The 22,867-nt window shown below is 64.2% G+C and carries 21 protein-coding genes; 11 read left to right on the top strand and 10 right to left on the bottom strand.

Translation table 11 applies throughout. The features are described from left to right. Positions 1-2 precede the first annotated feature (2 nt). The 7 genes from ACSC1P_RS08595 to ahaH all read right to left on the bottom strand — a co-directional run bounded on the left by ACSC1P_RS08595 (position 3) and on the right by ahaH (position 6,797). Positions 3-1,772 (bottom strand): ATP synthase subunit A, encoded by a 1,770-nt coding sequence (locus ACSC1P_RS08595; protein ID WP_435359731.1) that lies wholly within the window; start codon positions 1,770-1,772, stop codon positions 3-5. Positions 1,773-1,776: 4 nt separating this feature from the next. After that, positions 1,777-2,100 (bottom strand): V-type ATP synthase subunit F, encoded by a 324-nt coding sequence (locus ACSC1P_RS08600; RefSeq protein ID WP_435359732.1) that lies wholly within the window; start codon positions 2,098-2,100, stop codon positions 1,777-1,779. Beyond that, on the bottom strand, positions 2,097-3,158 hold the full coding sequence (locus ACSC1P_RS08605; RefSeq protein ID WP_435359733.1) for a V-type ATP synthase subunit C: 1,062 nt from the start codon (positions 3,156-3,158) through the stop codon (positions 2,097-2,099). The genes ACSC1P_RS08600 and ACSC1P_RS08605 overlap by 4 nt, the downstream gene beginning before the upstream one ends. Continuing rightward, on the bottom strand, positions 3,158-3,742 hold the full coding sequence (locus ACSC1P_RS08610) for a V-type ATP synthase subunit E (RefSeq protein ID WP_435359734.1): 585 nt from the start codon (positions 3,740-3,742) through the stop codon (positions 3,158-3,160). Before ACSC1P_RS08610 ends, ACSC1P_RS08605 begins: the two co-directional genes overlap by 1 nt. 21 nt (positions 3,743-3,763) lie before the next feature. Next, entirely contained in the window at positions 3,764-4,048 is a 285-nt protein-coding gene (locus tag ACSC1P_RS08615) for a hypothetical protein (RefSeq protein ID WP_435359735.1), read from the bottom strand. A gap of 213 nt (positions 4,049-4,261) precedes the next feature. Continuing rightward, complete coding sequence (locus ACSC1P_RS08620; protein WP_435359736.1) at positions 4,262-6,478, bottom strand: V-type ATP synthase subunit I; 2,217 nt, start codon at positions 6,476-6,478, stop codon at positions 4,262-4,264. After that, positions 6,465-6,797: an ATP synthase archaeal subunit H gene (gene ahaH / locus ACSC1P_RS08625; protein ID WP_435359737.1), complete on the bottom strand. Its 333-nt coding sequence runs from the start codon at positions 6,795-6,797 to the stop codon at positions 6,465-6,467. Before ahaH ends, ACSC1P_RS08620 begins: the two co-directional genes overlap by 14 nt. A gap of 127 nt (positions 6,798-6,924) precedes the next feature. Between ahaH and ACSC1P_RS08630 the strand changes: the two genes are divergently transcribed. After that, positions 6,925-7,611 (top strand): methyltransferase domain-containing protein, encoded by a 687-nt coding sequence (locus ACSC1P_RS08630; protein WP_435359738.1) that lies wholly within the window; start codon positions 6,925-6,927, stop codon positions 7,609-7,611. Here the strand turns inward: ACSC1P_RS08630 and ACSC1P_RS08635 are convergent. Together ACSC1P_RS08635 and ACSC1P_RS08640 are read right to left on the bottom strand one after the other, a co-directional pair. Continuing rightward, positions 7,503-8,078, bottom strand: coding sequence for a type IV pilin domain-containing protein (locus ACSC1P_RS08635; protein ID WP_435359739.1), 576 nt, complete (start codon positions 8,076-8,078; stop codon positions 7,503-7,505). The genes ACSC1P_RS08630 and ACSC1P_RS08635 overlap by 109 nt on opposite strands. A gap of 64 nt (positions 8,079-8,142) precedes the next feature. Beyond that, a complete protein-coding gene (locus tag ACSC1P_RS08640) occupies positions 8,143-9,465 on the bottom strand; it encodes a DUF7096 domain-containing protein (protein WP_435359740.1) in 1,323 nt (440 codons plus the stop codon). Between the two features lie 76 nt (positions 9,466-9,541). On the opposite strand from ACSC1P_RS08640, the gene ACSC1P_RS08645 reads away from it, so the two are divergent. The 10 genes from ACSC1P_RS08645 to ACSC1P_RS08690 all read left to right on the top strand — a co-directional run bounded on the left by ACSC1P_RS08645 (position 9,542) and on the right by ACSC1P_RS08690 (position 21,691). Next, a complete protein-coding gene (locus tag ACSC1P_RS08645) occupies positions 9,542-10,897 on the top strand; it encodes a helix-turn-helix transcriptional regulator (protein ID WP_435359741.1) in 1,356 nt (451 codons plus the stop codon). A 69-nt stretch (positions 10,898-10,966) separates the two neighbouring features. Next, complete coding sequence (locus ACSC1P_RS08650) at positions 10,967-11,761, top strand: electron transfer flavoprotein subunit beta/FixA family protein (protein ID WP_435359742.1); 795 nt, start codon at positions 10,967-10,969, stop codon at positions 11,759-11,761. Further along, positions 11,758-12,714 (top strand): electron transfer flavoprotein subunit alpha/FixB family protein, encoded by a 957-nt coding sequence (locus ACSC1P_RS08655; protein ID WP_435359743.1) that lies wholly within the window; start codon positions 11,758-11,760, stop codon positions 12,712-12,714. Before ACSC1P_RS08650 ends, ACSC1P_RS08655 begins: the two co-directional genes overlap by 4 nt. A 158-nt stretch (positions 12,715-12,872) precedes the next feature. Beyond that, positions 12,873-13,979: a BMP family lipoprotein gene (locus tag ACSC1P_RS08660; protein WP_435360266.1), complete on the top strand. Its 1,107-nt coding sequence runs from the start codon at positions 12,873-12,875 to the stop codon at positions 13,977-13,979. Beyond that, positions 13,976-16,348 (top strand): methyl-accepting chemotaxis protein, encoded by a 2,373-nt coding sequence (locus tag ACSC1P_RS08665; protein WP_435359744.1) that lies wholly within the window; start codon positions 13,976-13,978, stop codon positions 16,346-16,348. Before ACSC1P_RS08660 ends, ACSC1P_RS08665 begins: the two co-directional genes overlap by 4 nt. 282 nt (positions 16,349-16,630) lie before the next feature. Beyond that, positions 16,631-19,081, top strand: coding sequence for a methyl-accepting chemotaxis protein (locus ACSC1P_RS08670; RefSeq protein ID WP_435359745.1), 2,451 nt, complete (start codon positions 16,631-16,633; stop codon positions 19,079-19,081). An 89-nt stretch (positions 19,082-19,170) separates the two neighbouring features. Beyond that, positions 19,171-20,013 carry a polyprenyl synthetase family protein gene (locus ACSC1P_RS08675; RefSeq protein ID WP_435359746.1) on the top strand — a complete coding sequence of 281 codons (843 nt, stop codon included), beginning with the start codon at positions 19,171-19,173 and terminating at the stop codon, positions 20,011-20,013. A gap of 59 nt (positions 20,014-20,072) precedes the next feature. Then, positions 20,073-20,555: a hypothetical protein gene (locus ACSC1P_RS08680; protein ID WP_435359747.1), complete on the top strand. Its 483-nt coding sequence runs from the start codon at positions 20,073-20,075 to the stop codon at positions 20,553-20,555. A gap of 75 nt (positions 20,556-20,630) precedes the next feature. Next, a complete protein-coding gene (locus ACSC1P_RS08685) occupies positions 20,631-21,116 on the top strand; it encodes a hypothetical protein (protein WP_435359748.1) in 486 nt (161 codons plus the stop codon). Next, positions 21,113-21,691, top strand: coding sequence for a GrpB family protein (locus ACSC1P_RS08690; protein WP_435359749.1), 579 nt, complete (start codon positions 21,113-21,115; stop codon positions 21,689-21,691). The genes ACSC1P_RS08685 and ACSC1P_RS08690 overlap by 4 nt, the downstream gene beginning before the upstream one ends. Positions 21,692-21,700: 9 nt before the next feature. On the opposite strand, the gene ACSC1P_RS08695 is transcribed toward ACSC1P_RS08690, so the two are convergent. Further along, the gene (locus ACSC1P_RS08695; protein WP_435359750.1) at positions 21,701-22,789 is read right to left on the bottom strand and encodes a DUF373 family protein; all 1,089 of its coding nucleotides are present in this window, start codon (positions 22,787-22,789) and stop codon (positions 21,701-21,703) included. Between the last annotated feature and the right edge of the window lie 78 nt (positions 22,790-22,867).

Raw genomic sequence — 22,867 nt, forward strand, 5'->3', positions numbered from 1 at the left:
TGTTAGTAGAGGGCGCGGAGCTGTTCCGTGATGTTCTCACGCAGGTCGCCGACGAACTCGTCGACGTCTTCGTCTTCCGTCGTCGAGATACGGTTGAGCTGCGGTGCGGAGTCGATGGCCTGAATCTCCTCGACCGGCACACCCGCGTCGAGCGCCTCGAAGGCCTCGTCGTGGAAGTGCTTGATGGCGAGCAGAATCTGGTAGGTCTTCTCCGGCGGGCAGTACTGGTCGACCTCGATGAACGCGTTCTGCTGCAGCCACGCCTCACGGATGTACCGTGCGACTTCCAGCGTCAGCTGCTGGTCGGCCGGCAGCGCGTCCTTACCGACGAGCTGAACGATCTCTTGGAGTTCGCTCTCCTCGTCGAGGATGTCGACACCCCACTGCCGAATCTCGGGGTAGTCCTCTGCGACGTTCTCTCGGTACCACGGGTCGAGCTGCTCCTTGTAGAGCGAGTACGACTCGTTCCAGTTGATGGCCGGGAAGTGCCGACGCTCTGCGAGGTCGGCGTCCAGCGCCCAGAACGTCTTCACGATACGGAGCGTGTTCTGGGTGACCGGCTCGGAGAAGTCACCGCCCGGGGGCGAGACTGCGCCGATGACCGAAATCGAACCTTCGGACTCGTTGATGTTCTCGAAGTAGCCTGCACGCTCGTAGAACTGCGAGAGACGCGCGGCGAGGTACGCAGGGTAGCCCTCCTCACCGGGCATCTCCTCCAGCCGGGAGGAAATCTCGCGCATGGCCTCTGCCCACCGGGAGGTGGAGTCGGCCATGAGTGCCACGTCGTACCCCATGTCGCGGTAGAACTCCGCGATGGTGATACCCGTGTACACACAGGATTCACGCGCTGCGACCGGCATGTTCGACGTGTTCGCGATGAGGCACGTCCGTGCCATCAGCGCGTTCCCGGTCTGCGGGTCGGGCAGTTCCGGGAAGTCGTCGATGACTTCCGTCATCTCGTTGCCGCGCTCACCGCAGCCGATGTAGACGACGATGTCCGCGTCGGAGAACTTCGCCAGCGACTGCTGCGTGACGGTCTTCCCCGAGCCGAACGGCCCCGGAATCGCGGCCGTCCCACCCTTCGCGAGCGGGAACAGGCCGTCGAGGATACGCTGCCCGGAGACGAGCGGCGTCTTCGGCGTCTTCTTGTCTGCGGTCGGACGGGCCTCACGGACCGGCCACTCCTGCAGCATCTGGATCTCCTCACCGTTATCGAGTTCGACGACGGTGTCCTCGACGGTGAAGCTACCCGCCTCGATGGTGGCGACCTCGCCACCCTCGTAGCCCGGCGGGACCATGACCTTGTGGTCGATGGTGATGGTCTCTTCGACGACACCGACGACGTCACCGGGGGCGACCTCGTCGCCCTCGGAGACTTCGGGCTCGAAGTCCCACTGCTTCTCCAGGTCGATACCCGGCGCGTCGACACCACGGTCGAGGAACGCCGAGTTCATCTTCTCCTCCAGTTCGTCGAGCGGGCGCTGGACACCGTCGTAGATAGTGTCGAGCATGCCCGGCCCGAGGTCGACCGACAGCGGCTCGCCCGTGTTCTCGACGGGTTCGCCGGGGCCGACGCCGGAGGTCTCTTCGTACACCTGAATCGTGGTCAGGTTCCCTTCGATTTCGATGACCTCGCCCATCAGACCTTCGTCGCCGACGTAGACGACGTCGTTCATGCGGGCACCGAGGTCCGTGGCGGTCACGACGGGACCACTCACGCTCTCGATGACACCGTCCTCACGGACAGTGTCGGTTTCTGTTGCTTGGCTCATGATTTCAGTCTTCGTCCATCAGGTCGATACCGATGGCTCGCTTGATCTGGTCTCTCAGTCCACTGTTGCTCCCCTCGCCACCCAGCGTGACGAACACGGGCTCGACGCTCGTGTCGACGATGCTGCGCGGTTCACGCGAGAGGTAGTCGAGGTCGTCGGAGTGAATAACGACGATGCCGACGCCCTCGTCGCGGGCGACTCGGCGGACGGCGTCGTCGAGTTCTTTCCCTTTCTCGTCCTCGGGGACGCTCTCGAACTTGCGTACGCCGGCGAGTCGGAACCCGGTGGTGAACTCCGGACTGCCGATGACGGCTATCTCCTGGCTCATATCGTGACCAGCTCCGCTTCGATTTCGTCTTCGTCGAGTCCCGCTTCCTTGCCACGTGCGATGGCGCGGATGTTGTCTATCTCGCGCTCTTTGGCGATGAGATACGCCAGCACGGGACAGATAGAGAGCGGGAACACGTGGGAGAGGTGGTCAGCGTACTCCTGTAGCGCTGCGTCGAGCGCGCGCTCGAACCCGATGAGGCTCTCTGCCTGCTCGAGGTCGTTGAGCGCGGTCGACAGCTGACTCCCGTACGGACTGTCGCGGATGCGTGCGACCAGTTCGTCCGTGTTGTTCACTAGCTGTGCGAGTTCGTCCGCGTCGAACAGGCGACCACCCTCGATGTAGTACTCTGCGGGGTCGACGTCCGACCCACTGCGGGCGAGTCGCAGGGCGTTCCGAACGTTCCGGAAGTCGATTTCTGCCTGCAGGAACTCCTTGTACAGTGCGGCCGGACTGTCGACGTCTTCGACGGTGCCGACTGCTTCGAGCAGGTGTTCGTAGAAAGCGCGGTCGACCGCGTTTTCGAGGGGAACGAGAACCTGCGTGTTCTCGTACTCCTCCATCGCGTCGGCGAGTCCCGGCCCGTAGATGGTGTCGGAGAGTTGTTCGACGACGTCCTCGATGGACTGCGCTTCGAGCAGTCGCTGGAGGCGTCGGTCGCCCAGTTCACCGGCACGAATGAGGTCAGCTTCGACCTCCTCGGTCGGACTCTCCGCGTAGACGCCACGCAGAATCGTCTTCACGTTCCACGTGTCGAACTTGCGGAGATACGCCGCGATCTGGTTGTAGATGCGCCCGTTGGCCCACCCGAGGATGTCCTCGAAGTTCGACGCCAGATTGCGGTTGAGTGCGTACTCGATGAGGTCGACCCCGCTGAAGCGAGAGCCGAGTGCGTTCATCGACTCCTCGTACTCGGTCTCCTCCATGTAGCGGGCGATTTCGCCCGGGCCCATACGGATGAGTTTCCGGTAGTCGTCGTCGTCGAACAGCTTCGCTCGACGTGCCCTGACGCGGGCGTTGACGTACTCTGGATTCGAACCGCTGTCGGTCTGACTCATTATTCCTCGTCGAACAGACGGGTGGAGATCTCCTGGAGCTCGTCCTCCCAGACGTTCTCGAGCACCGAGTCGAACGTGTTGTTGACTCGGAGACGACTCTCCTCGCTCTCGACGACGACGCCGCCGAGACACTCGTATTCACCAGCGTACTCGTAGCCGTCGTAGTCGGCGAGAATGTCCGTCAGCAGGTCCTCGTCGGACGCGCGGCCGTAGACGGCCACGTCACCGCTGCTGTCGATCTCCGCCGATGCGGCGTCGAGCAGCGCTCTGGTGAGTTCCTCACGGTCGTCACCAGAGAGACCAGCTATCTCGTCTTCGACTCGCTCGCGAGCGTCTTCGAGGGCGTCTCGGCGCGCTTCGAGGCGCATTTGCTTCGCCTTGAGCTTCGCGCTGGAGAGCTCCTGTTCGCGCTCCTGTGCTACCTTTCGTTCTGCCGCACGCTCTGCCTCTTCGAGCGTCTCTTCGGCGTCGCTTTCGGCCTGCGAGACGATTTCGTTCGCCTCGGCCTTGGCGTCCTCGCGGATTTCCTCCGCACGCGCGCGGGCTTTGTCTCGGATGTCCTCAACGACTGTTTCCAAGCTCATTGTAAGAAGGTAGTAGGCGGTTTAGACGAAGAGCGCGACGAGCGCGAAAATCGCCAGGGTCTCCGGCAGGACGGTCAGGAAGACCGCGATACCAGTACTGATGGAGTCCTCGGCGAGCGCGCCGACGGCTGCGGACCCGATACCACGCTCGGCGTACCCTGCGCCGATTGCTGCGAGACCGATACCGAGTGCGGCACCGGAGCCCTCCGGAATCGCGGGCTGGTGCGTGGGCGCCTCCTGAAGGACGGAAGCAAGGTTTGTTGCGCTATTCAGTGCGTTCATCCCGATGTCGAGAGCTTCGAACATGATTACGTGTACCTCTAACCGAACAGTCGATATTCCCCGCACTGGCTTCATAAAACTTCCCAAAATAACCGGCGCACGACCCGTCTAAACGCTAGTTGGCGGGGCGCATGGGGTTTATACTTTCGATTGTATCGTGGTGATTCCCCACTCGCCGAGAGGAAGAATCGTGAAAGAACGTCGAAAAGTAGTCAGCGACCGGAGAGGAAGACCGAGTCAGTCCTCGGTCGTGAAGTCGCGCTCGTAGCCGAACGGCTCGAACGCGCGACCGTCGCCGTCGTAGAACTTGTCGAAGAACTCGACGTATTCGAGACGGATTCCCTGCAGGCCGGCACTGGTCACACCGAGCAACAGGACGGCGATGTGGCCCACGACGAGGATGAGGACGCCGACGAGCGCCATCCCGATACCGCCGTGGAGCAGGCCGCCGAACATGATCTCGGTGACTTCGTGCCCGTGGTACATCGACCCTTGCTCGGGCATGTGGCCCGTGGCGAAGTGCCAGGACTCGTCACCCGGCTCGCCCGTGACGTACACACCGAAGAAGAGCAGGTTGACGACGAACGCCATCCCTGCCTTCGCCAGCAGCACGGCCGCGAGCCGCAGGTACGACAGCACGTTGACCAGCACGCTGATGGACTCGAGCGGGCCGACGATGAGGCCGGGACCGCCCATGTGCTGGAACTCACCGATGGTCATCACGACGAGACCGGCTGCGAACATCCCGAGACCGATGACGAGGAACGACTCCGGCAGTCCGGTGTAGCCGAGGTCGTACGCCGCGTTCTCGCCACCGAGCGTGGTGAACAGGAAGTCCGGCTTGATGTCCCGACCCGCCTTGCTCAGGATGGCGAGCCAGAGACCGAGCATCATGACGAGCCACGAGAGGTCGTGGAACAGCACGTCCTTGATACCGTGGCTGATGTCGTTGATGACGCCGAAGAAGTACCCCAGCGTCATGTGCGCGAGGCCGGCGAGGATGCTGAGGAACAGCCACGTCTGGCCGTACTGCGAGTAGTGGGGCTGGAGACCCTTGTGCATCGGGACCTTCTTCAGGCCGACGATGTCGAGCCAGACGACTTCGCCGAGGATGTGTAGTCCGAATATCTCACCGTACAGGAGACCGAACAGCATCGTGAACCCACCGGCCCACATCGCGATGCCGCCGAGACTCTTGATGGCGTCACTGTCGAACTTCGTCGCCATCGCGAACCCGGCGAGAGTGTAGAGGATGCCGTATCCGAGGTCCCCAATCATGAACCCGAAGAACACCGGGAAGGTGAGCATGATGAAGAACGTCGGGTCGATTTCGTCGTAGCTCGGCAGGCCGACCATCTTGGTCAGCAGTTCGAACGGTTCTGCCGGCTCCGCGTTCTCCTGCATCGTCGGCGGGCTGTCGTTCATCGTGACGACGCCGCCGTCAGTCGCGGCTTCCTTGCCGCTCGCGTGCTGGCTATCGTCGGCGACCGGTTCCGTCGAGGTCGCGTGCCCGTCACGGTACTCGGCACGTTCGAGTTCTTCGACGGCGGCGTGGTCGCCAACGGCCGAATCGATAGCGCGCGTGAGGCCGTCGACGGACTCCGTCGGAATCCATCCCTCGGCGATGAACGCGTTCTCGGTCGTCGCGAACTGCAACGGCGCCTCGGACTTCTGCACGTCGATGGTCAGCCGTTCCTCGGCTGCCAGCAGGAAGCCGGCCGCGTCGAGTCGCAGGTCGTCGATTTCGTCTTCGACCGTCGCGAGTTTCGATTCGAGTTGCTGTTTCTCGTGTTTCAGCTCCTCGATGTACTCGACCGGGTCGCCCTCCGCGTCGGGAATCTCCTGGCGCGTGAAGTTCGCGCGGACGAGAATGTCGTCGAGGACGCTCTCGCGCGCGTTCTCTTCGGGGTATGCGAAGACGGCGAGGAGGTCGCCCTCACCTGCTTCGACGTCGAACGCGCGGATGGCCTTCGCGTCGGCGAGTTCTGCACGAACCGTCTCGGCGTCGCCCTGACCGACGGCGACGCGGAGCGAGTCGTAGCCCGACAGCAGGTGTAGCGGGACGCCCAGTCCCGCGTAGGGGGCCATCGAGCCGATGCGCTCTTCGACCTCGCGGAGTTCGTTCTCCAGTTCGGTCCGGCGGTCGTCGAGTCCGTTCGCTTCCGTGCGAACCGATTCGAGTTCCTCGTCGAGCGCCTCGTCGGTGACGATGCGGCTCGGGCCCGCGTGGTCATCGGAGACGTCGAGGATGCTCTGGATGGACCGGACCGTGACGAGTTTCTCGGAGGCTTCGTCGGCGTCCCCGACTGGGTTACCGTTGTCGAATCCTTCCCAGGAACCGTCGTAGTCGCTCAGGTGGACGAGGTTGATGTCGTGGACCGTTTCGATGACGTCGTCCATGACACCCTTGGACCCCGTCACCGAGACCTTGCTCATTTGCTCAGGTCTGAACATGTACCTCCTCCTTGAACCGTTCGAGGACGTACTCGACGACCTCGTCGGTTCGGCCCTCGGCGCGTGTACGGAGTTTCTCGCGCGCGGCCTCTCCTTCTTCGAGAATCTCCTCGCGTTCTTGGGCTATCTCCTCACGGGCAGCCTCGAGACGCTCTTCCTGTATTTCGCGTGCTTCTTCCTCCGCCTCCTGGCGGATATCGTCGGCACGGTCCCGGGCCTCGGCGATGCGCTCGTCGCGGTCAGCTTCCGCCTCTGCGACAATTTCGTCGGCCTCTGTTTCGGCCGTTTGTATGCGTTCTAGAACCTCTGGCCTCGGCATGGCTTAATCACGCGATTGTTTACACACGGCCTATAAGGTAGTTGCGAAAGGTCGTCGGCCGTCGGGCACACGAACTGGCGACTCCATCGCGACAGAACTATGCCGGGACGTTCCCAAGCCCCGACCAATGGGAATCCTCGAAAACAAGGCACGTGCACGCCTGTTCTACAAGTATCTCTCGAAGGTGTACGACCAGGTCAACCCGTTCATCTGGAACGAAGAGATGCGTACCGAGGCCATCGGCATGCTCGATATCGACGACGACGACCGCGTCCTCGACGTGGGCTGTGGGACCGGGTTCGCAACCGAAGGACTGCTCGCCCACGAGAACATCGACGAGGTGTACGCACTCGACCAGAGCCCGCACCAACTGGAGAAGGCGTTTGCTAAGTTCGGCAAGCGCGGCGACGTGAACTTCCACCTCGGCGACGCCGAGCGACTCCCGTTCGCGACGGACAGCTTCGACGTCATCTGGTCGTCCGGTTCCATCGAGTACTGGCCGAACCCGGTTCGCGCGCTGCGCGAGTTCCGCCGCGTCGTCAAACCCGGTGGGCAAGTGCTCATCGTCGGGCCGAACTACCCGAAGACGACGGTCATGCAGAAGGTCGCCGACGCCATCATGCTGTTCTACGACGAGGAAGAGGCCGACCGGATGTTCGAGACCGCTGGCTTCGAAGCGATTCAGCACCGGTTGATGGGCCCGGACTACGACCCGGACATCGCCATCGTCACCGTCGCGCGGTCGCCGTCGACCGACGAGGCAGTCGACGAAGCCGACGCCGTCGAGACGGACGAAGAGACGGTCGAAGCCTGAGTTCGCACGACTGTCTCGACGCGGCCAAGTAGCACGTCCTCGCGGTAGAACGAGACGACCACTCGTGAGCCGACAGCGAGTGTCGGCCGATTCGTTCCGGCGATGCCGACGCTCGCCGACTCACCCGCACTCCACCGCGAGTCGGTCGCGCTGTTGAACGGGCCGGTCGGCCCTGGGGCGAATCCAGTCGCAGAGAAGAACGGAACCGGTGGCTGGTGGTCGAGTCGTGTCCCATCGACCGAGACGACGACACGCAACTCTGTCACGTCGACCGTGTTCCCGCCCATGTGTGTCACCGTAATCCGACCAGAGCTCGCGTCCGCGGTGAGTTCGAACCGCGCTTGTACTGGTTCTGCTGGCTGCTGCTCGTCGAAGACGGAGAGCGCGACGACGCCCGCGAGCGTCACCGTGAGCGCGAGGACGAGGACGGTTCCCAACACTGGACTGACCGCGCGAGAGGAGAACATGCGCCTTCTGGCGGCCGTCTCGTATAAAAAGAATCACACCAGCCGTCACTTCGGCTCCGGTCGCTCAGTTCACGACGGTGACGTTCACCGGGCCGGTGTTCGTCCCGACCGTGACCCGGTGGGGGCCGGCCGGCGGGACGTACCAGAGGACACCGTCTTCGTTGGTCTTTCCGACGTACTGGCCGTTGATTTCGACGTCGACCGAGCCGGGATTCTCGCCCGGTTCGGGCACGACAGTGAGTTTTATCGGCCCACCGTTCGCGGTGTGGTTGGCGGTAACGGTGACGTTCTCCGCCGTCACGCTCGTCGTCTCACTCATTGGGAGCGCCGACACCTGCAGTTGCTGGTACTCCCGATACACCTTGCGCAGTGACCCGTCAACGTACAACCGAATAGAGCCCTGGTCGGGAGAGGTACTGAAGAACCAGTTTCCTTGCTTGAATTCCCAGATGTTCACTCCCGAACTTTGACTCACGTACGGGTAGCGGGTACCGGTGTAATCGAGGAACTCCTGCGCGTCGGCGAACCCTTGCGAGACGTTTCCGTCCCGGTGGTCCAGCCGAACCGCTTCACGCTGGTACTGTAGGTCACCGCCAGCCTGGGAGAGGAACTGGACGACGAGACCTTGCTCACCGCCGACGACGTGTACTTGCATCGGTTCGTCGTGTTCCCCGGTCATCGACTGATACAGCGCGGACCGAGTCGGCGTGACGTACTCGTCCGCCTGTCGAGTGAGAGAGCCGAGGGATGCGCCGGTGGCCCGTTCGAGTCGCTCTATCGTCTCGGTCGTCAGCTGGGCACGGTAGCCGATCATCCCGAGTCGCCGCACGAGTTCTCGGTCGGAGATGTTCCCCGAACCGTACGCCTCGATGGCGCGCTGTTCCTGTCGCTGAATCGTCTCGATTTGGCGCTCGATTCTCTCGATAGCGGCTTGGAGGTAGGCCTGCCGTTCTTCGGACGACGACGCACTGTCGATTCGTTGCGTCAGAAGTTCGAGTTCGTACCCGTCGTCGAGGGACTCCCGGTTCATCGCGACGGCGGCACCGAAGTCGAGTCGCGGCGACGCGTATCCCTGTGCGGTGATGGGTCCCGCGACGAGCCGTTGCGTCGTGTTGTTCGCGACAGTAACACTGCGCGCAAGGTCGTCGGACATCGAACCAGCGGGAGACGACTCGGTCGCGAACGGGGACACGACCGGTGACGCCGCCTGCGCTCCGGGCGGTGCTGGGTGGACCGAAGGCGCGCTCGTCACCGTTCCCACAGGTGACAAGACGAGGATTGCCACCAGGGCGAAACAGACGAAACGTCTCATTGCTGACCCATACAGGGCCACTATACAAAAACCGGTCGGCATACACCAGCACACTGGAAAAACGGCGAGAGCCATCGAAACAGTTCATAACGGCTGCTGATGTTTTATCTCGATGGAAAGCGTTTTTTGCCCGCGGCATGGACGAAGGTGTATGCGGCGTCTCTCCGCGTTCGCAGCCGCCCTCCTCGTCATCGCCCTCTTCGCGGGCGTGGGAAGTGGTGTCTCGAGCGACACACAGGACCGATATTCGGCCGCGAGCACGGACGAGTCGCCACTTTCGACCCACGACACGCAGTCCATCTCTCGGGCGTCCATCGTCCAGTCACAATCGTCGTTCGAGCCGGCCGACCCGGCGACAGTAATCACAATAAATCTGACAGAGTCTGGAGACGCGCGCTGGACAGTCTCGTATCGATACATACTCGCCGACGAAAACGAAACGGCGGCGTTCGAGTCGTATGGACAGTCCGTCGTCGACGGACAAGCAGACGTGGCGTTCTCCCCCAGTCTGTTCCAGAAGTTCGCCGCACAGTCGTCCGAGACGACGGGCAGAGAGATGCAGATAGCGAACGCTTCTTGGGCAGACCCGGCGGTTATTCGACAAGAGCCCACGACGACGGCGACGACCACAACGGCGGCGACTACGACGGGACCAGAAGCCGACTATCCGAAGGTGGGCGTCCTCTCGTACAGCTTCACGTGGACGAACTTCACCGAGACGGATGGGAACCAGATTCTCCTCGGTGACGTCTTCGGGACCGAGAACGAGACGTGGTTCCCTCGGCTCTACGATGGCCAGCGGCTCGTCATCAACGAACCGACGAACTACGCGATCATCGACTCGCCGGTGAACAAGGGCCCGCAGAACAGTTCGCTCGTCTGGGACGGTCCGCAGACGTTCCGACCGGAGTACATCGAGGCGGTGTACGTCCCACGTGAGGACCCAGTAGCGCCGGGGACGACGCCACCAGGGAACCAGGAGGATGACCCGTCTGCGCTCTTCCTCGGCGCGGGCGTCGTCCTCCTCGTCGTCCTCGTCGGTGCTGGAAGTTACCTGTTCGCGCGCTGGCAGACCGAGCGAGAACTCGGCGAACCGACGGCCGTTCCCAACGGTGGGACGACGACTGAGCCGCCGGGTGACGCCACGAGCGGCGGTGTCGAAGAGACAGACGCGGCTGCTGGTGCGGCGGCTGCCGGTGCAGGCGCGGCAGGTGCGGCCGCGACCGATGAAGGCGACGGTTCCGACGACGAACCGGCCGAACCCGAGCAGGACACTATCGACGTGGAACTCTTGTCGGACGAAGAACGTGTCCTCCGGATGCTCCGGGGCAACGGTGGTCGGATGAAGCAGGCCAACATCGTCAAAGAGACCGGTTGGTCGAATGCGAAAGTGTCACAGTTGCTCTCGGGGATGGACGACGACGACGAGATAGAGAAGTTGCGCATCGGCCGCGAGAACCTCATCACGTTGCCCGGTGAGAGTATCGGCGACTTCGACGACGAGTGAGACAAACCGTTGACAGTGCGAGCAGGGTTTCGTAACCATTTACGTAGCTGCCGCCAGAACGTGCCCCTGATGAAGGTTCTCGTCACCGTCAAAGAGGTGGCTACAGTCGAGGACGAATTCGAAATCGATGGTACGTCCATCGACGAGACGTACCTCGAATACGACCTCAACGAGTGGGACGACTACGCCGTCGAAGAAGCGGTCCAGCTGCAGGAAGCTGGCATCGCCGACGAAGTCGTCGCCGTCACCATCGGCCCGGAGCGCTCGGAAGAGACTATCCGGATGGCACTGGCAAAGGGAGCAGACCGCGCGGTTCGCATCTGGGACGATGCCCTCGCGGGCACAGACCTGCTCGACGTGAACGCGAAGACACGCATCCTCGAAGCAGTCGTCGCCGAGGAGGACCCCGACCTGGTCCTCTCCGGCGTGCAGGCTGACGACGACGGGTTCGGCGCGACCGGTGTGTCGCTCGCCGACGCCGTCGACTTCGAGTGGGGTGCGGTCGTCAACGACCTCGACCACGACGCGATCGGCGACGACGTGGCGAAGGTCCACCGCGAACTGGAAGGCGGCATCGAGGAGCTCACGGACATCGAGCTGCCGGCCGTCCTCACCATCCAGACCGGTATCAACGAACCGCGCTACGCGAGCCTCCGTGGGATTCGGATGGCCCAGCGCAAGGAGATCGACCCGAAGACGCTCGGCGACCTCGGCTTAGACGCCGCGGCCGTCGAGAACGACCTCGAACTCACCGACATGTACGAACCCGAATCCGAAGGGGACGCCACGTACTTCGAGGGCGGCCCGGAGGACGAAGCCGCACAACTTGCTGACCTGCTGCGCGAGAAGGGGGTGGGCCAATGAGCGATATTTTGGTCGTCTCGGAACACCGCCGCGGCGAACTGCGTGACGTGAGCTTCGAGCTCGTCACGGCCGGCCGCGAACTCGCCGACGAGACTGGTGGCGACCTCCACGTCGCCGTCATCTCCGGCGACGTCGACACCTTCGCCGAACAGTTGCAGGTCGCCGGCGTGGACACCATCCACACCGTGACCGACGGCGAGGAGTTCAACCACGACGTGTACACGCAGGCCATCGAACAGCTGTACGACGCGGTCTCGCCCCAGGTCGTCCTCATGCCGAACTCGGTGAACGGCCTCGACTACGCGCCCGCCGTCGCCAACCGCCTCGACCTCCCGTACGTCTCTGACGTGGTCGGGATGGAGGTGTCCGGTGACACGCTCACCGCGACCCGCGAGATGTACAGCGGAAAGGTCGAGACGACGACCGACCTGCCCGCAGAACACGTCGCCGTCTCCGTTCGGCCCGCCGAGTGGCCGATGACCGAAGAGACGGGCGACGCGGCCGTCGAAGCGTTCGACGCCGACCTCGACGAATCCCAGATTCGTTCGACCGTCACCGGCTTCGAGGAAGTCGCCGGCGGCGACGTCGACATCAGCGAGGCAGACGTGCTCGTCTCCGTCGGCCGTGGTATCGAGGAGGAGGACAATCTCGACCTCATCTTCGACCTCGCCGACGCGCTGGACGCGACGGTCTCTTCGTCCCGTCCCATCGTCGACGCTGGCTGGCTGCCGAAGAACCGGCAGGTCGGTCAGTCCGGGAAGGTCGTCACGCCCGACGTGTACATCGCCATCGGCATCTCCGGGGCCGTGCAGCACGTCGCCGGCATGAAAGGCGCAGACACCATCGTCGCCATCAACACCGACCCGAACGCGCCGATTTACGACCTCGCCGACTACGGTATCGTCGACGACCTGTTCGACGTGGTTCCGGCACTCATCGAGCAGTTCTCGTAAGTCGAACCCCGTTCTGACTTTTTCGTGTCTGAGCCGAGACAGCTGTAGCACCGCAAACCCTCCGGTGTCCTGTGTTCACCGTTCACATACTTTCTCCACCAGTTCGGCAAATAGAAATAAGTGTTACAAGTGGATGTACACGAACTATGGATAGGCAGATGACACGGCGGGGGGCACTGACGGTGGCCGGTGGGGCCATCGCGTCGGGGCTCGCCGGCTGTACGTCGTTCGTCCCCGGGTCGGGAGACGGCGACGACGAGCAGTCGACGACAGAACGACCGCTCGTCGAACCAGGTGCGACGACGATTGGGATGCTGTACGCCACAGGTGGGCTGGGCGACGAATCCTTCAACGACATGGCGAACCGAGGCGTGAAGCAGGCACGCGTCGAGTTCGGCGTCGAGTACAAGAACGAAGTGCCGGAGTCGGTCGAGCAGATGGCGTCACTCCAGACGAGTTACGCCGAGTCGACAGACCCAGCGTTCGACCTCACGGTCTGTGTCGGTTTCTTGCAGGCGGGGTCGCTGGCCGACGTGGCGAAGAACCACACCGACCAGCAGTTCATGCTCATCGACTCCGTCATCGACCAGCCGAACGTGGCGAACTACACGTTCAAGGAGCACGAAGGGTCGTTCCAGGTCGGACACATGGCAGGGTTGCTGACGAAGCAAGGCTTCTCGGCGGGTGCGGGCCAGACCCGACTCGACCGCAAGACGCTCGGCTTCGTCGGTGGGGTCGAGTCAGACCTCATCAAGAAGTTCGAAGCTGGCTTCAAAGCGGGTGCGGCGCACGCCGGTGACGACATCGAGGTACGCACTACCTACATCGGCGACTTCGCCGACCCGGAAGGCGGGAAGCAGGCCGCCCAGCAGATGTACGACGACGGTGCGGACATCGTCTACCACGCGGCCGGTGGGACCGGCCTCGGCGTGTTCCAGGCGGCACAGGAGAACGGTCGCTTCGCAATCGGTGTCGACTCCGACCAGTCCGCGAGTGACCCGCGCTACGCGAACGTCATCCTCGCGAGCATGGTCAAGCGCGTCGACACGGCAGTGTATCAGGCCGTCGACAACGTCGAGAACGGCCAGTTCGGCGGTGGGGATGTCACCTCGCTCGGACTCGCACAAAACGGTGTCCGTGCGGTGTACGGTGACCCCGTCGGCGACGAGATTCCCGACACGGTGAAGTCGAAGGTCGCGGACTCGCGACAGGCCATCATCGACGGTTCCATCAGCGTGCCGACGACGCCGGAGGACTCGCAATGAGCGACGATTCGCGGTCCATCGGCGCGATGCTGACGCCGTCGTTCATCCGGAAGCGATACTCGGTGAAGTTTGCGGTCTCCATCTTCTTCGTCGTCCTCATCATCGGCTCCATCGGCTACGTCGGCTACGCCGAGACGAAGCAGACGGTCGAGACGAACACGCAGACGCAGTTGCAGGAGACGAGCGAACTCCGTGCCTCGTCACTCTCCGAGTGGACACAGAGCATGCGGACGCAGACCCGGTCGGTTTCGGCCGGTGGAGAGCTACAGGGCGACGGTAACGCCGACTCGTACCTGCAGACGAAGCAGAAACGACTCTCTGACGACATCCTCGGCATCCACATGGTCAACAGCCAGAGTGGCGAAGTGATGGCGAGTACGGACCCAGTCGTCGGGTTCCAACTCGACAAACTCGGTGTCCCGTGGGCGAACGCACAGGTCGCCTCCGGCTCTGCCGACAGTGCGGACCGCGTCTGGGTGTCCAACAGTTCGTACGACTCGCCGCTGATGCCGTACACGCGCGGTGACGTGGTCGCGTTCGCGAGTGCAGTGCCGGACTCCGAGAACCGCTACGTCGTCGTCGTGACGCGCATCCAGTCGCACCTCGACACCATCAAGGACTCCCAGACCGACGGCCAGACGCGCATCATCAACGCGGCGGGCGGGACGGTCCTGACCCCCGACGGCTCGGTCGACGAGGCCGTCCACGGGGCGTCGCTTTCGACCGCCCGGTCGTCCGGTGGCTCGACGTTCGCCGAGGCGAACGGAGAGGTCCACGCGTACGCACCGGTCGAGGGGACCGAGTGGGTCGCCATCACCAGCGTCGACACGGCCGACGCCTACGCGGTGCGTGACGCGGTCGGCTTCAACGTCGCGGCCATCGTCCTGAGCGGCCTGCTCGCACTCGGCCTCGTCGGCCTCGTGCTGGGTCGCCAGACGGTCACGCCGCTGGCGCGACTGCGCGACCGAGCGAGCGAGATGGAAGACGGCAACCTGAACGTCGACCTCGAAACGGGTCGCGTGGACGAGATCGGTCGCCTGTACGACGGCTTCGCCGGCATGCGCGACTCGCTGCGCGCCCAGATTCAGGAAGCGAACGACGCCCGCGCCGAGGCAGAGGCCGCCCGCGCGGACGCCGAACAGCTCAACACCCACCTCGAACGGAAAGCAGACGAGTACTCGCAGGTCATGCGCCGAACCGCCGAGGGCGACCTCACGGCCCGCATGCGCCCCGAGTCCGAGAACGAGGCGATGGCCGACATCGCCGTCGAGTTCAACGAGATGCTCGCCGAAATCGACGAGACGGTGGCCCGACTGCGCGCGTTCGCCGCGGAGGTCGCCAGTTCGTCCGAGGAGGTCACGGCCAGCGCCGAAGAGGTCCAGAGTGCCAGCCAGCAGGTGTCGCACTCGGTCCAGGAGATTTCGGACGGCTCCGACCGCCAGCACGAACAGTTCTCGTCCGTCTCCGCCGAGATGGACTCGCTGTCGACGACGACCGAAGAGATCGCCGCGTCCTCGAACGAGGTCGCAGACCTCGCCCAGCGGACCGCCGAAACCGGTCGCTCCGGGCGTGAGGCCGCACAGGCCGCAATCGCCAGCCTCGGTGACATCGAAGACGAGTCCAACGAGGCCGTCGAGGCCATCGAGGAACTCGAAGCCGAGATGGCACAGGTCGACGAACTCATCGAGTTCATCTCCGACGTTGCGAAGGAGACGAACATGCTCGCACTCAACGCGAACATCGAAGCCTCCCGCGGCAGTGCGGGCGGTGACGGCAGCGGTGACGGCTTTGCAGTCGTCGCCCAGCAGGTCAAAGAACTCGCCGCAGAGACCAAGGACGCCGCCGAGGACATCGAAGCGCGCCTCGAAGGCATCCAGGCGAAGACCGACCGCACGGCCGAAGAGGTCCAGAAGACCTCCGACCGCGTCGCCGAGAACCGCGACGCCGTCGAGAACGCTGCGGGCGCACTCGACGAAATCGCCGAGTTCGCCGAGCGGACGAACGAGGGCGTGCAGGAAATTTCGGCTGCATCCGAAGAACAGGCAGCCTCCACCGAGGAAGTCGTCGCCATGATGGACGAGGCGGCGACCATCTCCGAGGAGACGACGGCCGAGGCCGAGAACGTCGCGGCCGCCGCCGAAGAACAGACCTCCTCGCTGTCGGAGGTCACCAAGAGCGCGAGCAGCCTCGCCCAGCAGGCGTCACAGCTGAGCCGACTGCTCGACCGCTTCGAGACGGCCCAAGCGAGCACCCCGACCGACGGTGCCGCCGAGAGCGACCTGCCGAGATTCGACGACGGCGGGTCGTCCGACGAGGCCGACGACTCGTTCGAGTTCGGCGCGGTCAATCGACCGACCGGACAGGACTGAACCCGGCGACGGCGACGGTCGCCAGCGGACCGCTGTTTTTTGCGTTTATTTTCGTTCGAGGACACTGGACGCGACAGTCACGTCCCCGAATCTGGTCGGCGTTTCGGACCGGCACCCTTCTGTCTCGTCCTACACGTCAGCTACTCCAATAGAGCGGGTAGGTGCGAGTCGCCGAACGTGAGTGAGGGGGCAGACAGACGGTACGAGGCGGCGACGAGAGTTGTGACATCGCAAAAACAGGTGGCCGCGGGATTTTTAAGAACGTCCCGTGAGAGAAGGGACATGTTCGGACCTCTGCGTCAGTTGGTACCATCATTCATACGGAGACGATACGCGCTCAAATTCGCCATCGCGTTGGTGTTGCTGGGTGCGACCGTCGGTGCCGCTGGCCTCATCGCCACGGAGGAGATAGAACGCGAGGTCACCGAAGGAGCGAACGAAGAGTACCGGACCTTAGCCACTCAGGAGGCACAGGAACTCGCGACGTGGAACGAGAACAACGAGCAGTTCGCGGAATACATCGCGACATCCGCGGTCGTCGAGGACGGGAACACGACGGCGATGAACGAGCACTTCCTCAAACGCCTCATCCAGCGTGGCAACAACCTCGTCTCTGCGATTCACCTCGTCGACACGGGGGAGAACCGTGTCGTGGCGAGTACGAACAACGTTCAGGTCGACCAGCAGCTGTCGGCGCTCTCGGTCGGTGAAACCGGCGGACTCGACGACCTCCAGCCGGGTGAGACGGCGCTGCTCGACGTTCACGCCATCGGCTCCGGCTCGGGAATCCCGTCCGTGACCTACGCCGTCCGGAAGGAGTCGAACGAGAACCAGGTCGTCTTCGTCACCGTGAATGCCCAGTCGTACGTTCCGAACCTGAAACGGTCCGGGACGACCCAGACGACGATGGTCCTGAACGAGCGCAGTCAGATCGTCTTCGACGACCAGAACTGGGGCGAACAGAACGCGAACTTCCTGGCGTCGTACGACGGGGCGAAGACGGACCTGTTCAAGAGCGTCACCGACTCCGACGTGTTGCGGGGTGCAGTCGCGAGTTCGGAACCGTCCGGCGTCCTCGCGTCCGGGACGTACGACATGCCGACCGACGAAGGCTACGTGGTCGGCTACGCCGAGGTCCCCGGTAACTCGGAGTGGATCGTGGCCGTCCACGCGCCGAAGTCCGAAGCGTACGGCTTCGTGACCACTGTCGATCAGTACGGGACGTACATCACCGTCGGCATCGTCGTCCTCATCGGTCTCGTCGGGGCCGTCCTCGGTCGGAACACCGCCCGCGACGTGGACCGCCTCCGCGGGAAGGCCGAGCAGATGGAAGACGGCGACCTCGACGTGGACTTCGACACGCATCGCGTCGACAGCATCGGCCGGCTGTACGCCGGATTCGGGTCCATGCGGGACGCACTCCAGTCACAGATTCAAGAAGCGAACGCCGCGAGCGAGGCGGCCGAAGAGGCCAGAGCAGAGGCCGAGCGCATGAACCGTCACCTCGAACGCAAGGCCGACCAGTACAGCGACGTGATGCAGTCGTGTGCGGCAGGCAACCTGACCGAGCGGATGGACGCCCAGTCCGAGTCCGAGGCGATGACCGACATCGCTCACGAGTTCAACGAAATGATGGCCGAACTCGAAGAGACGACCGACCGCGTCAAGGCGTTCGCGGGCGACGTGGCGACCGCCTCCGAGCAAGTCACGGCCAGTTCCGAGGAGGTTCGCGGCGCTTCCGAACAGGTCACCGAGTCGGTGCAGGAGATTTCCGACGGGGCCGAGCGCCAGAACAACAGCCTCCAGTCGGTGAACACCGAGATGGACGCGCTGTCGACCACGACCGAGGAGATCGCGGCCTCCTCGAACGAAGTCGCAGACCTCGCCGAGCGCACGGCCGAGACCGGACGCGACGGGCGTGACGCGGCGAAGGGTGCCATCGAGAGCATGAGCGAAATCGAGCAGGAGTCACAGGACGCCGTCGAGTCCATCGAGAAACTCGAAGCCGAGATGGAACAGGTCGACGAGCTCATCGAGTTCATCTCCGGGCTGGCGAAGGAGACGAACATGCTCGCGCTGAACGCCAACATCGAGGCGTCGCGTGGTGCCGCAGCAGGTGACACCGACGGTGACGGCTTCGCCGTCGTCGCCCAGCAGGTCAAAGAACTCGCACAGGACACCAAAGAGGCAGCAGAAGACATCGAGAGCAGACTGGAGAACATACAGGAACAGACCGACCAGACGGCCGAAGAGGTCCAGCGGACCTCGAACCGCATCTCCGAGAACGCCGGGTCCGTCGAGGAAGCGGTGAACGCACTCGACGAAATCGCGGCGTACGCCCAGCAGACGAACACGGGTGTGCAAGAGATTTCGGCGGCGACCGAACAGCAGGCGGCCTCCACGCAGGAGGTCGTCGCGATGGTCGACGATGCGGCGACCATCTCCGAAGAGACCACCGCCGAGGCACAGAACGTCGCGGCGGCGGCTGAACAGCAGACGACCGCACTCACCGAGGTCAGCCAGAGTGCGGGCGACCTCACGGACCAGGCGTCGCGCCTGAGCGAGGCACTCGACCGCTTCGAGACGGAAGGCGGCGACGGCTCGCGCTGGACGGACGACGACACGGCCCTGCCGAGTGGCGACGAATCCGTCGACCCAGCGACCGACCACGCCGGTGACGAGGAGCAAGTGACCGAGGGCGAGGGCGACGAGTTCACGTTCGGCCAGCACTGACCGACCGGTCGCACGACCGACGGCGCGGCGCGAATCAGTCGAGATTCGTTCCGTCACCTACTTTTCGGGGCGTTCCTAATCACCGGCTGATGGAGTTCTTGAAACGACGGCGTGGGCTCGTCGACGACCGGTTAGTCGAGGTACTCGACGCCGTCGAGCCGTCGGAACTCGCCGATGAGCTGCGACACGTCTCGCTCTCCGGTGGGAAGCGAGTCCGCCCGACGGTGACGGTCCTCGCGTGTGAGACGGCCGGTGGGGACGCCGCCGACGCGGTCGACTTCGGCGTTGGCATCGAACTCGTCCACAACGCGTCGCTGGTCGTCGACGACATCATCGACCAGTCCGACGTGCGCCGCGGGACGGCCGCGGCGTGGGCGGAGTTCGGCTACGGTCCGGCAATCGTCGCCTCCGACGGCCTGCTGGGCGAAGCGTTCGCACTGTTCTCGACGAACCCGCAGGCGATGCAGATCGTCGCCGAGGCGATGGTCGAACTGGGCGAGGGCGAGGCGACCGAACTCGTCTCTCAGCCGACCGACGAAGACGAGTACATGGAACTCGCGCGCCGCAAGACCGGCGCGCTATTCCGCGCGGCGGCCGAACTCGGCGCGGTCGCGGCCGACGCCGACGCCTACACGGTCGAAGCCCTCGGCGAGTACGCAGAGCGCGTCGGCATCGCGTTCCAGATTCGTGACGACGTGCTGGACGCGACGGCCGACGCCGACGACCTCGGCAAGCCGACCGGACAGGACGCCGAGATGGAACGCCCTTCCGTCGTGCAGGTCACCGACCTCACGCCCGAGGAGGCGAACGCACGGGCGAAGGCCGAAGCCGAAGCAGCACTCGACGCGCTTTCGAAGGTCGACGACCACGACACCGAGGCGCGCGAGTACCTGCGGGATTTGGCGCGATTCGTCGTCGTGCGCGAACGATAAGCTAGGTCAGCTACGTGGGCCGCAGAAAGCCTATTCGACCACACCACCTTTCTGACAGTATGTCGAAACGGTCGCCGTCGCGAGCCGAAGTGCTGACCGTCCTCGCCGGCGCAGCCTGTGTCTTCTCGGGAGCGTCTGGAACGTGGGCACAGCAGAACCCGGGACACGCGGCCGCCGTCGTCGGCCCAGTAGTGCGGAAGCCGTGGCCGGGGTACGGCGGATTCGACTGGCTTCTCGTCGTCCCGGCCATCGCCGCGGTACTCGCTGTCCTGCTCGCGTGGCGGACGCGACGTCGCTGGCAACTATCGGTGCTCGCCGGTGTCCTCACGCTGTGCTGGACGATTTCGTTCAGTCAGGCAGGACAACGGTACGAGATACTGCCACCGTTCGAAGCGATGTACGTGCTGACGCCGCAGTGGTACCTCTCGGTCGCTGGCGGCGTGTTGCTACTGGGCAACGGCCTCTGGCGACTCGCCTGGGTGCAGTTAGTGCGTGCGATTCGACCCGACCGCGTTGACCCCAACAGCGTGCAGAAACGCTAGCCGACGACGGTGAGCGCCCGCGCGACTGGCCTATCCCGCACAAGGCCTTTATCACAGAGACGAGACACGAACTGTATGTCGAATCCCTCGCCCTCCAGCAGCGGGCGCGGACTCGTCCTCGTCGGCACCGTACTCGCCGCATTCGGGACGTACGGCCCGTGGGTCCGCACGAATCCGACACTGTCGCCCGACAGACCGGTCGTCGCCATCGGCCTGTTCAAGCAGTTCGCCGGGTTCACCCCGCTCGACTGGGTCGTCGTCGCCACCGCCCTCGTGGCCGCCGTGGCTGTCGGGCGCAACTGGCGGCCGACCCGGCGGTGGACTGCCTCGACAGTCGCTGGCGTGGTCACCGTCGCCTGGACGCTGACGTACACCACGACCGGGAGCGGCTACGTGGTGCTGGCACCATACACGGGGACGTTCGTCCTCACCCCACAGTGGTACGTCGCGTTCCTCGGCGGACTCCTGTTACTTGGGAACGGACTCGGGCGACTGATTCACGCGAGAGTCGGGTCGAACGACACGCACGCCACCGCGACCGAAGCGGTGAGCAGACGGTGAGTGACCCCGACGGCGAACGGACGAGCCACGACCCTGACGACGAATCGCTCGGCCTCGCCCGCAACTCCGTCGAACTCGTTTCCCACGACGAGTCGTGGCACCACGCCTACGAGCGAGAGGCCGACCGGTTGCGCGCCGAACTGGGCGACGAGCTCCTCGATATCGAGCACGTCGGTAGCACCGCGGTCTGCGGCCTGCCTGCGAAACCGATTCTGGACATCACGATCGCCGTTCGGAGTCTTCCGGTCGCCCGAGAGCTTCGCCCCCGAATAGAGTCGCTCGGCTACGAGTTTCGCCCCGACGACCACGTGCCCGACCGCCTGTTCTTCGCTCGTGGCCCCGAATCGCGCCGAACCCACTACCTGTCGCTCACGCCAGCGCGGAGTCCCACGTGGCGCGAACAGGTCACCTTTCGCGACCGGTTGCGTGGCGACATCGCCCTGCGCGACGAGTACGCCGACCTGAAGCGACGGCTCGCCGACGCGTTCTCGGAGAATCGGTCGGGCTACACCGCCGCGAAGAACCAGTTCATCGAGCGAGTGCTGTCGGGCGATGGCGACGACGAATCGGCCTGAGCGAACGCGTTAGCTCGCCTTCGAGCCCCGCGAGAAGTGTGTCTCGGCGACGGCGAACGCCAGTGTACTCACCAGTCCGAGCAGCGTCCCACCGGTGAGGACGGCCGCGAGCCACGACAGCGATGCCTGTTCGAGGAAGTACGCCGAGACGGCGTGGAGCACCGCGCCCATCGCGACGACGTAGAAGGGCGCGTTGAGGTAGCGCCACTCCAGCGAGCCAGCGATGTACTCGTCGGTGATCTGGCCGAGACTGGTCGTCACGCCCGCCGCGGCGACCCAGCGCACCCCGCCGAAGGTGAGCGCGGCCAACACCTGCGAGACGCTCAGCGCGACCGACGAGTCGGCCTGCACCGCCTCCAGATACTCTACGCCGTTTACCCCGCCGACGACGAGCAGCGCGGCCGCGACGACGTAGGAGATGAGGGTCATCCGCCCGGCGTAGATACCGGAGCGCGCGCGGTCGACTGCGATGTCGAGTTTCTCACCGAGACCGAGGCCGCGCGAGAGCAGGTAGAACCCGAGCAACGCGGAGGCGAGGCCGAGGACCGTTCCCACGGTTACCTGCATGAACGTCGCGGCGATGGCCAGCGGGTACACGAGCAGGAGAATCCCCATCGGGACGAGGATGGTCCCGCGGGTCTCCGGGTCGTTCAGCACCTGCTTCATCGTGTAGTACATCGATTCGAGGTCCTGCGCCTGCCGGACGACCACGCGGCGAACGCCGTCGACTTTCACGCGCGAGCGGATGACCGGGATGACCGATTCGTCCTGCGCGCCGTCGGTGACGATGAGCGCGGTGACCTCCTCGCTGGTCGAGAGACTCGCGAGCACTTCGTCGACTTCCTCGCCGACCTTGCGGTTGGCGCTCACGTCGCTCTTTTCGTTCCCAGTGACCGCCGCGACCTCGACCGCTTCGTCCGTGATGGTGTCGAGCAGATTGATGCCCTGAAAGAGGACGTTCACGTCGGAGTCCTCCGGGTCGGCGGTGGCGAGCGCGACCGCGGCCTCCTCGACGTTCTCCCGGCCAACGACGGGGGTCCGCGTCCCCGTCTTCCGGCCGATGTCGTCGTCTAAGTCGACACACAACACGAGCAGCATTCACCCCGAGAGTTGTTCGGTCGGGTTTAACTCCTTTTGGTTGCCTGTCCCACGGTCACGTGGCTGGACAGGTCGTCG

The organism is Haloarchaeobius caseinilyticus (assembly GCF_051207395.1).
Classification (GTDB): Archaea; Halobacteriota; Halobacteria; order Halobacteriales; family Natrialbaceae; genus Haloarchaeobius.

What these genes read in the sequence shown, in the direction of transcription:
- ACSC1P_RS08650 (WP_435359742.1), top strand. Translation starts at nt 10,967, where the DNA reads ATGAAGGTTCTCGTCACCGTCAAAGAGGTGGCTACAGTCGAGGACGAA.
- ACSC1P_RS08695 (WP_435359750.1), bottom strand. Translation starts at nt 22,789, where the DNA reads ATGCTGCTCGTGTTGTGTGTCGACTTAGACGACGACATCGGCCGGAAG.
- ACSC1P_RS08600 (WP_435359732.1), bottom strand. Translation starts at nt 2,100, where the DNA reads ATGAGCCAGGAGATAGCCGTCATCGGCAGTCCGGAGTTCACCACCGGG.
- ACSC1P_RS08595 (WP_435359731.1), bottom strand. Translation starts at nt 1,772, where the DNA reads ATGAGCCAAGCAACAGAAACCGACACTGTCCGTGAGGACGGTGTCATC.
- ACSC1P_RS08670 (WP_435359745.1), top strand. Translation starts at nt 16,631, where the DNA reads ATGTTCGGACCTCTGCGTCAGTTGGTACCATCATTCATACGGAGACGA.
- ahaH (WP_435359737.1), bottom strand. Translation starts at nt 6,797, where the DNA reads ATGCCGAGGCCAGAGGTTCTAGAACGCATACAAACGGCCGAAACAGAG.
- ACSC1P_RS08685 (WP_435359748.1), top strand. Translation starts at nt 20,631, where the DNA reads ATGTCGAATCCCTCGCCCTCCAGCAGCGGGCGCGGACTCGTCCTCGTC.
- ACSC1P_RS08660 (WP_435360266.1), top strand. Translation starts at nt 12,873, where the DNA reads ATGACACGGCGGGGGGCACTGACGGTGGCCGGTGGGGCCATCGCGTCG.
- ACSC1P_RS08620 (WP_435359736.1), bottom strand. Translation starts at nt 6,478, where the DNA reads ATGTTCAGACCTGAGCAAATGAGCAAGGTCTCGGTGACGGGGTCCAAG.
- ACSC1P_RS08675 (WP_435359746.1), top strand. Translation starts at nt 19,171, where the DNA reads ATGGAGTTCTTGAAACGACGGCGTGGGCTCGTCGACGACCGGTTAGTC.
- ACSC1P_RS08615 (WP_435359735.1), bottom strand. Translation starts at nt 4,048, where the DNA reads ATGTTCGAAGCTCTCGACATCGGGATGAACGCACTGAATAGCGCAACA.
- ACSC1P_RS08655 (WP_435359743.1), top strand. Translation starts at nt 11,758, where the DNA reads ATGAGCGATATTTTGGTCGTCTCGGAACACCGCCGCGGCGAACTGCGT.
- ACSC1P_RS08635 (WP_435359739.1), bottom strand. Translation starts at nt 8,078, where the DNA reads ATGTTCTCCTCTCGCGCGGTCAGTCCAGTGTTGGGAACCGTCCTCGTC.
- ACSC1P_RS08610 (WP_435359734.1), bottom strand. Translation starts at nt 3,742, where the DNA reads ATGAGCTTGGAAACAGTCGTTGAGGACATCCGAGACAAAGCCCGCGCG.
- ACSC1P_RS08630 (WP_435359738.1), top strand. Translation starts at nt 6,925, where the DNA reads ATGGGAATCCTCGAAAACAAGGCACGTGCACGCCTGTTCTACAAGTAT.
- ACSC1P_RS08680 (WP_435359747.1), top strand. Translation starts at nt 20,073, where the DNA reads ATGTCGAAACGGTCGCCGTCGCGAGCCGAAGTGCTGACCGTCCTCGCC.
- ACSC1P_RS08605 (WP_435359733.1), bottom strand. Translation starts at nt 3,158, where the DNA reads ATGAGTCAGACCGACAGCGGTTCGAATCCAGAGTACGTCAACGCCCGC.
- ACSC1P_RS08645 (WP_435359741.1), top strand. Translation starts at nt 9,542, where the DNA reads ATGCGGCGTCTCTCCGCGTTCGCAGCCGCCCTCCTCGTCATCGCCCTC.
- ACSC1P_RS08640 (WP_435359740.1), bottom strand. Translation starts at nt 9,465, where the DNA reads ATGGCTCTCGCCGTTTTTCCAGTGTGCTGGTGTATGCCGACCGGTTTT.
- ACSC1P_RS08665 (WP_435359744.1), top strand. Translation starts at nt 13,976, where the DNA reads ATGAGCGACGATTCGCGGTCCATCGGCGCGATGCTGACGCCGTCGTTC.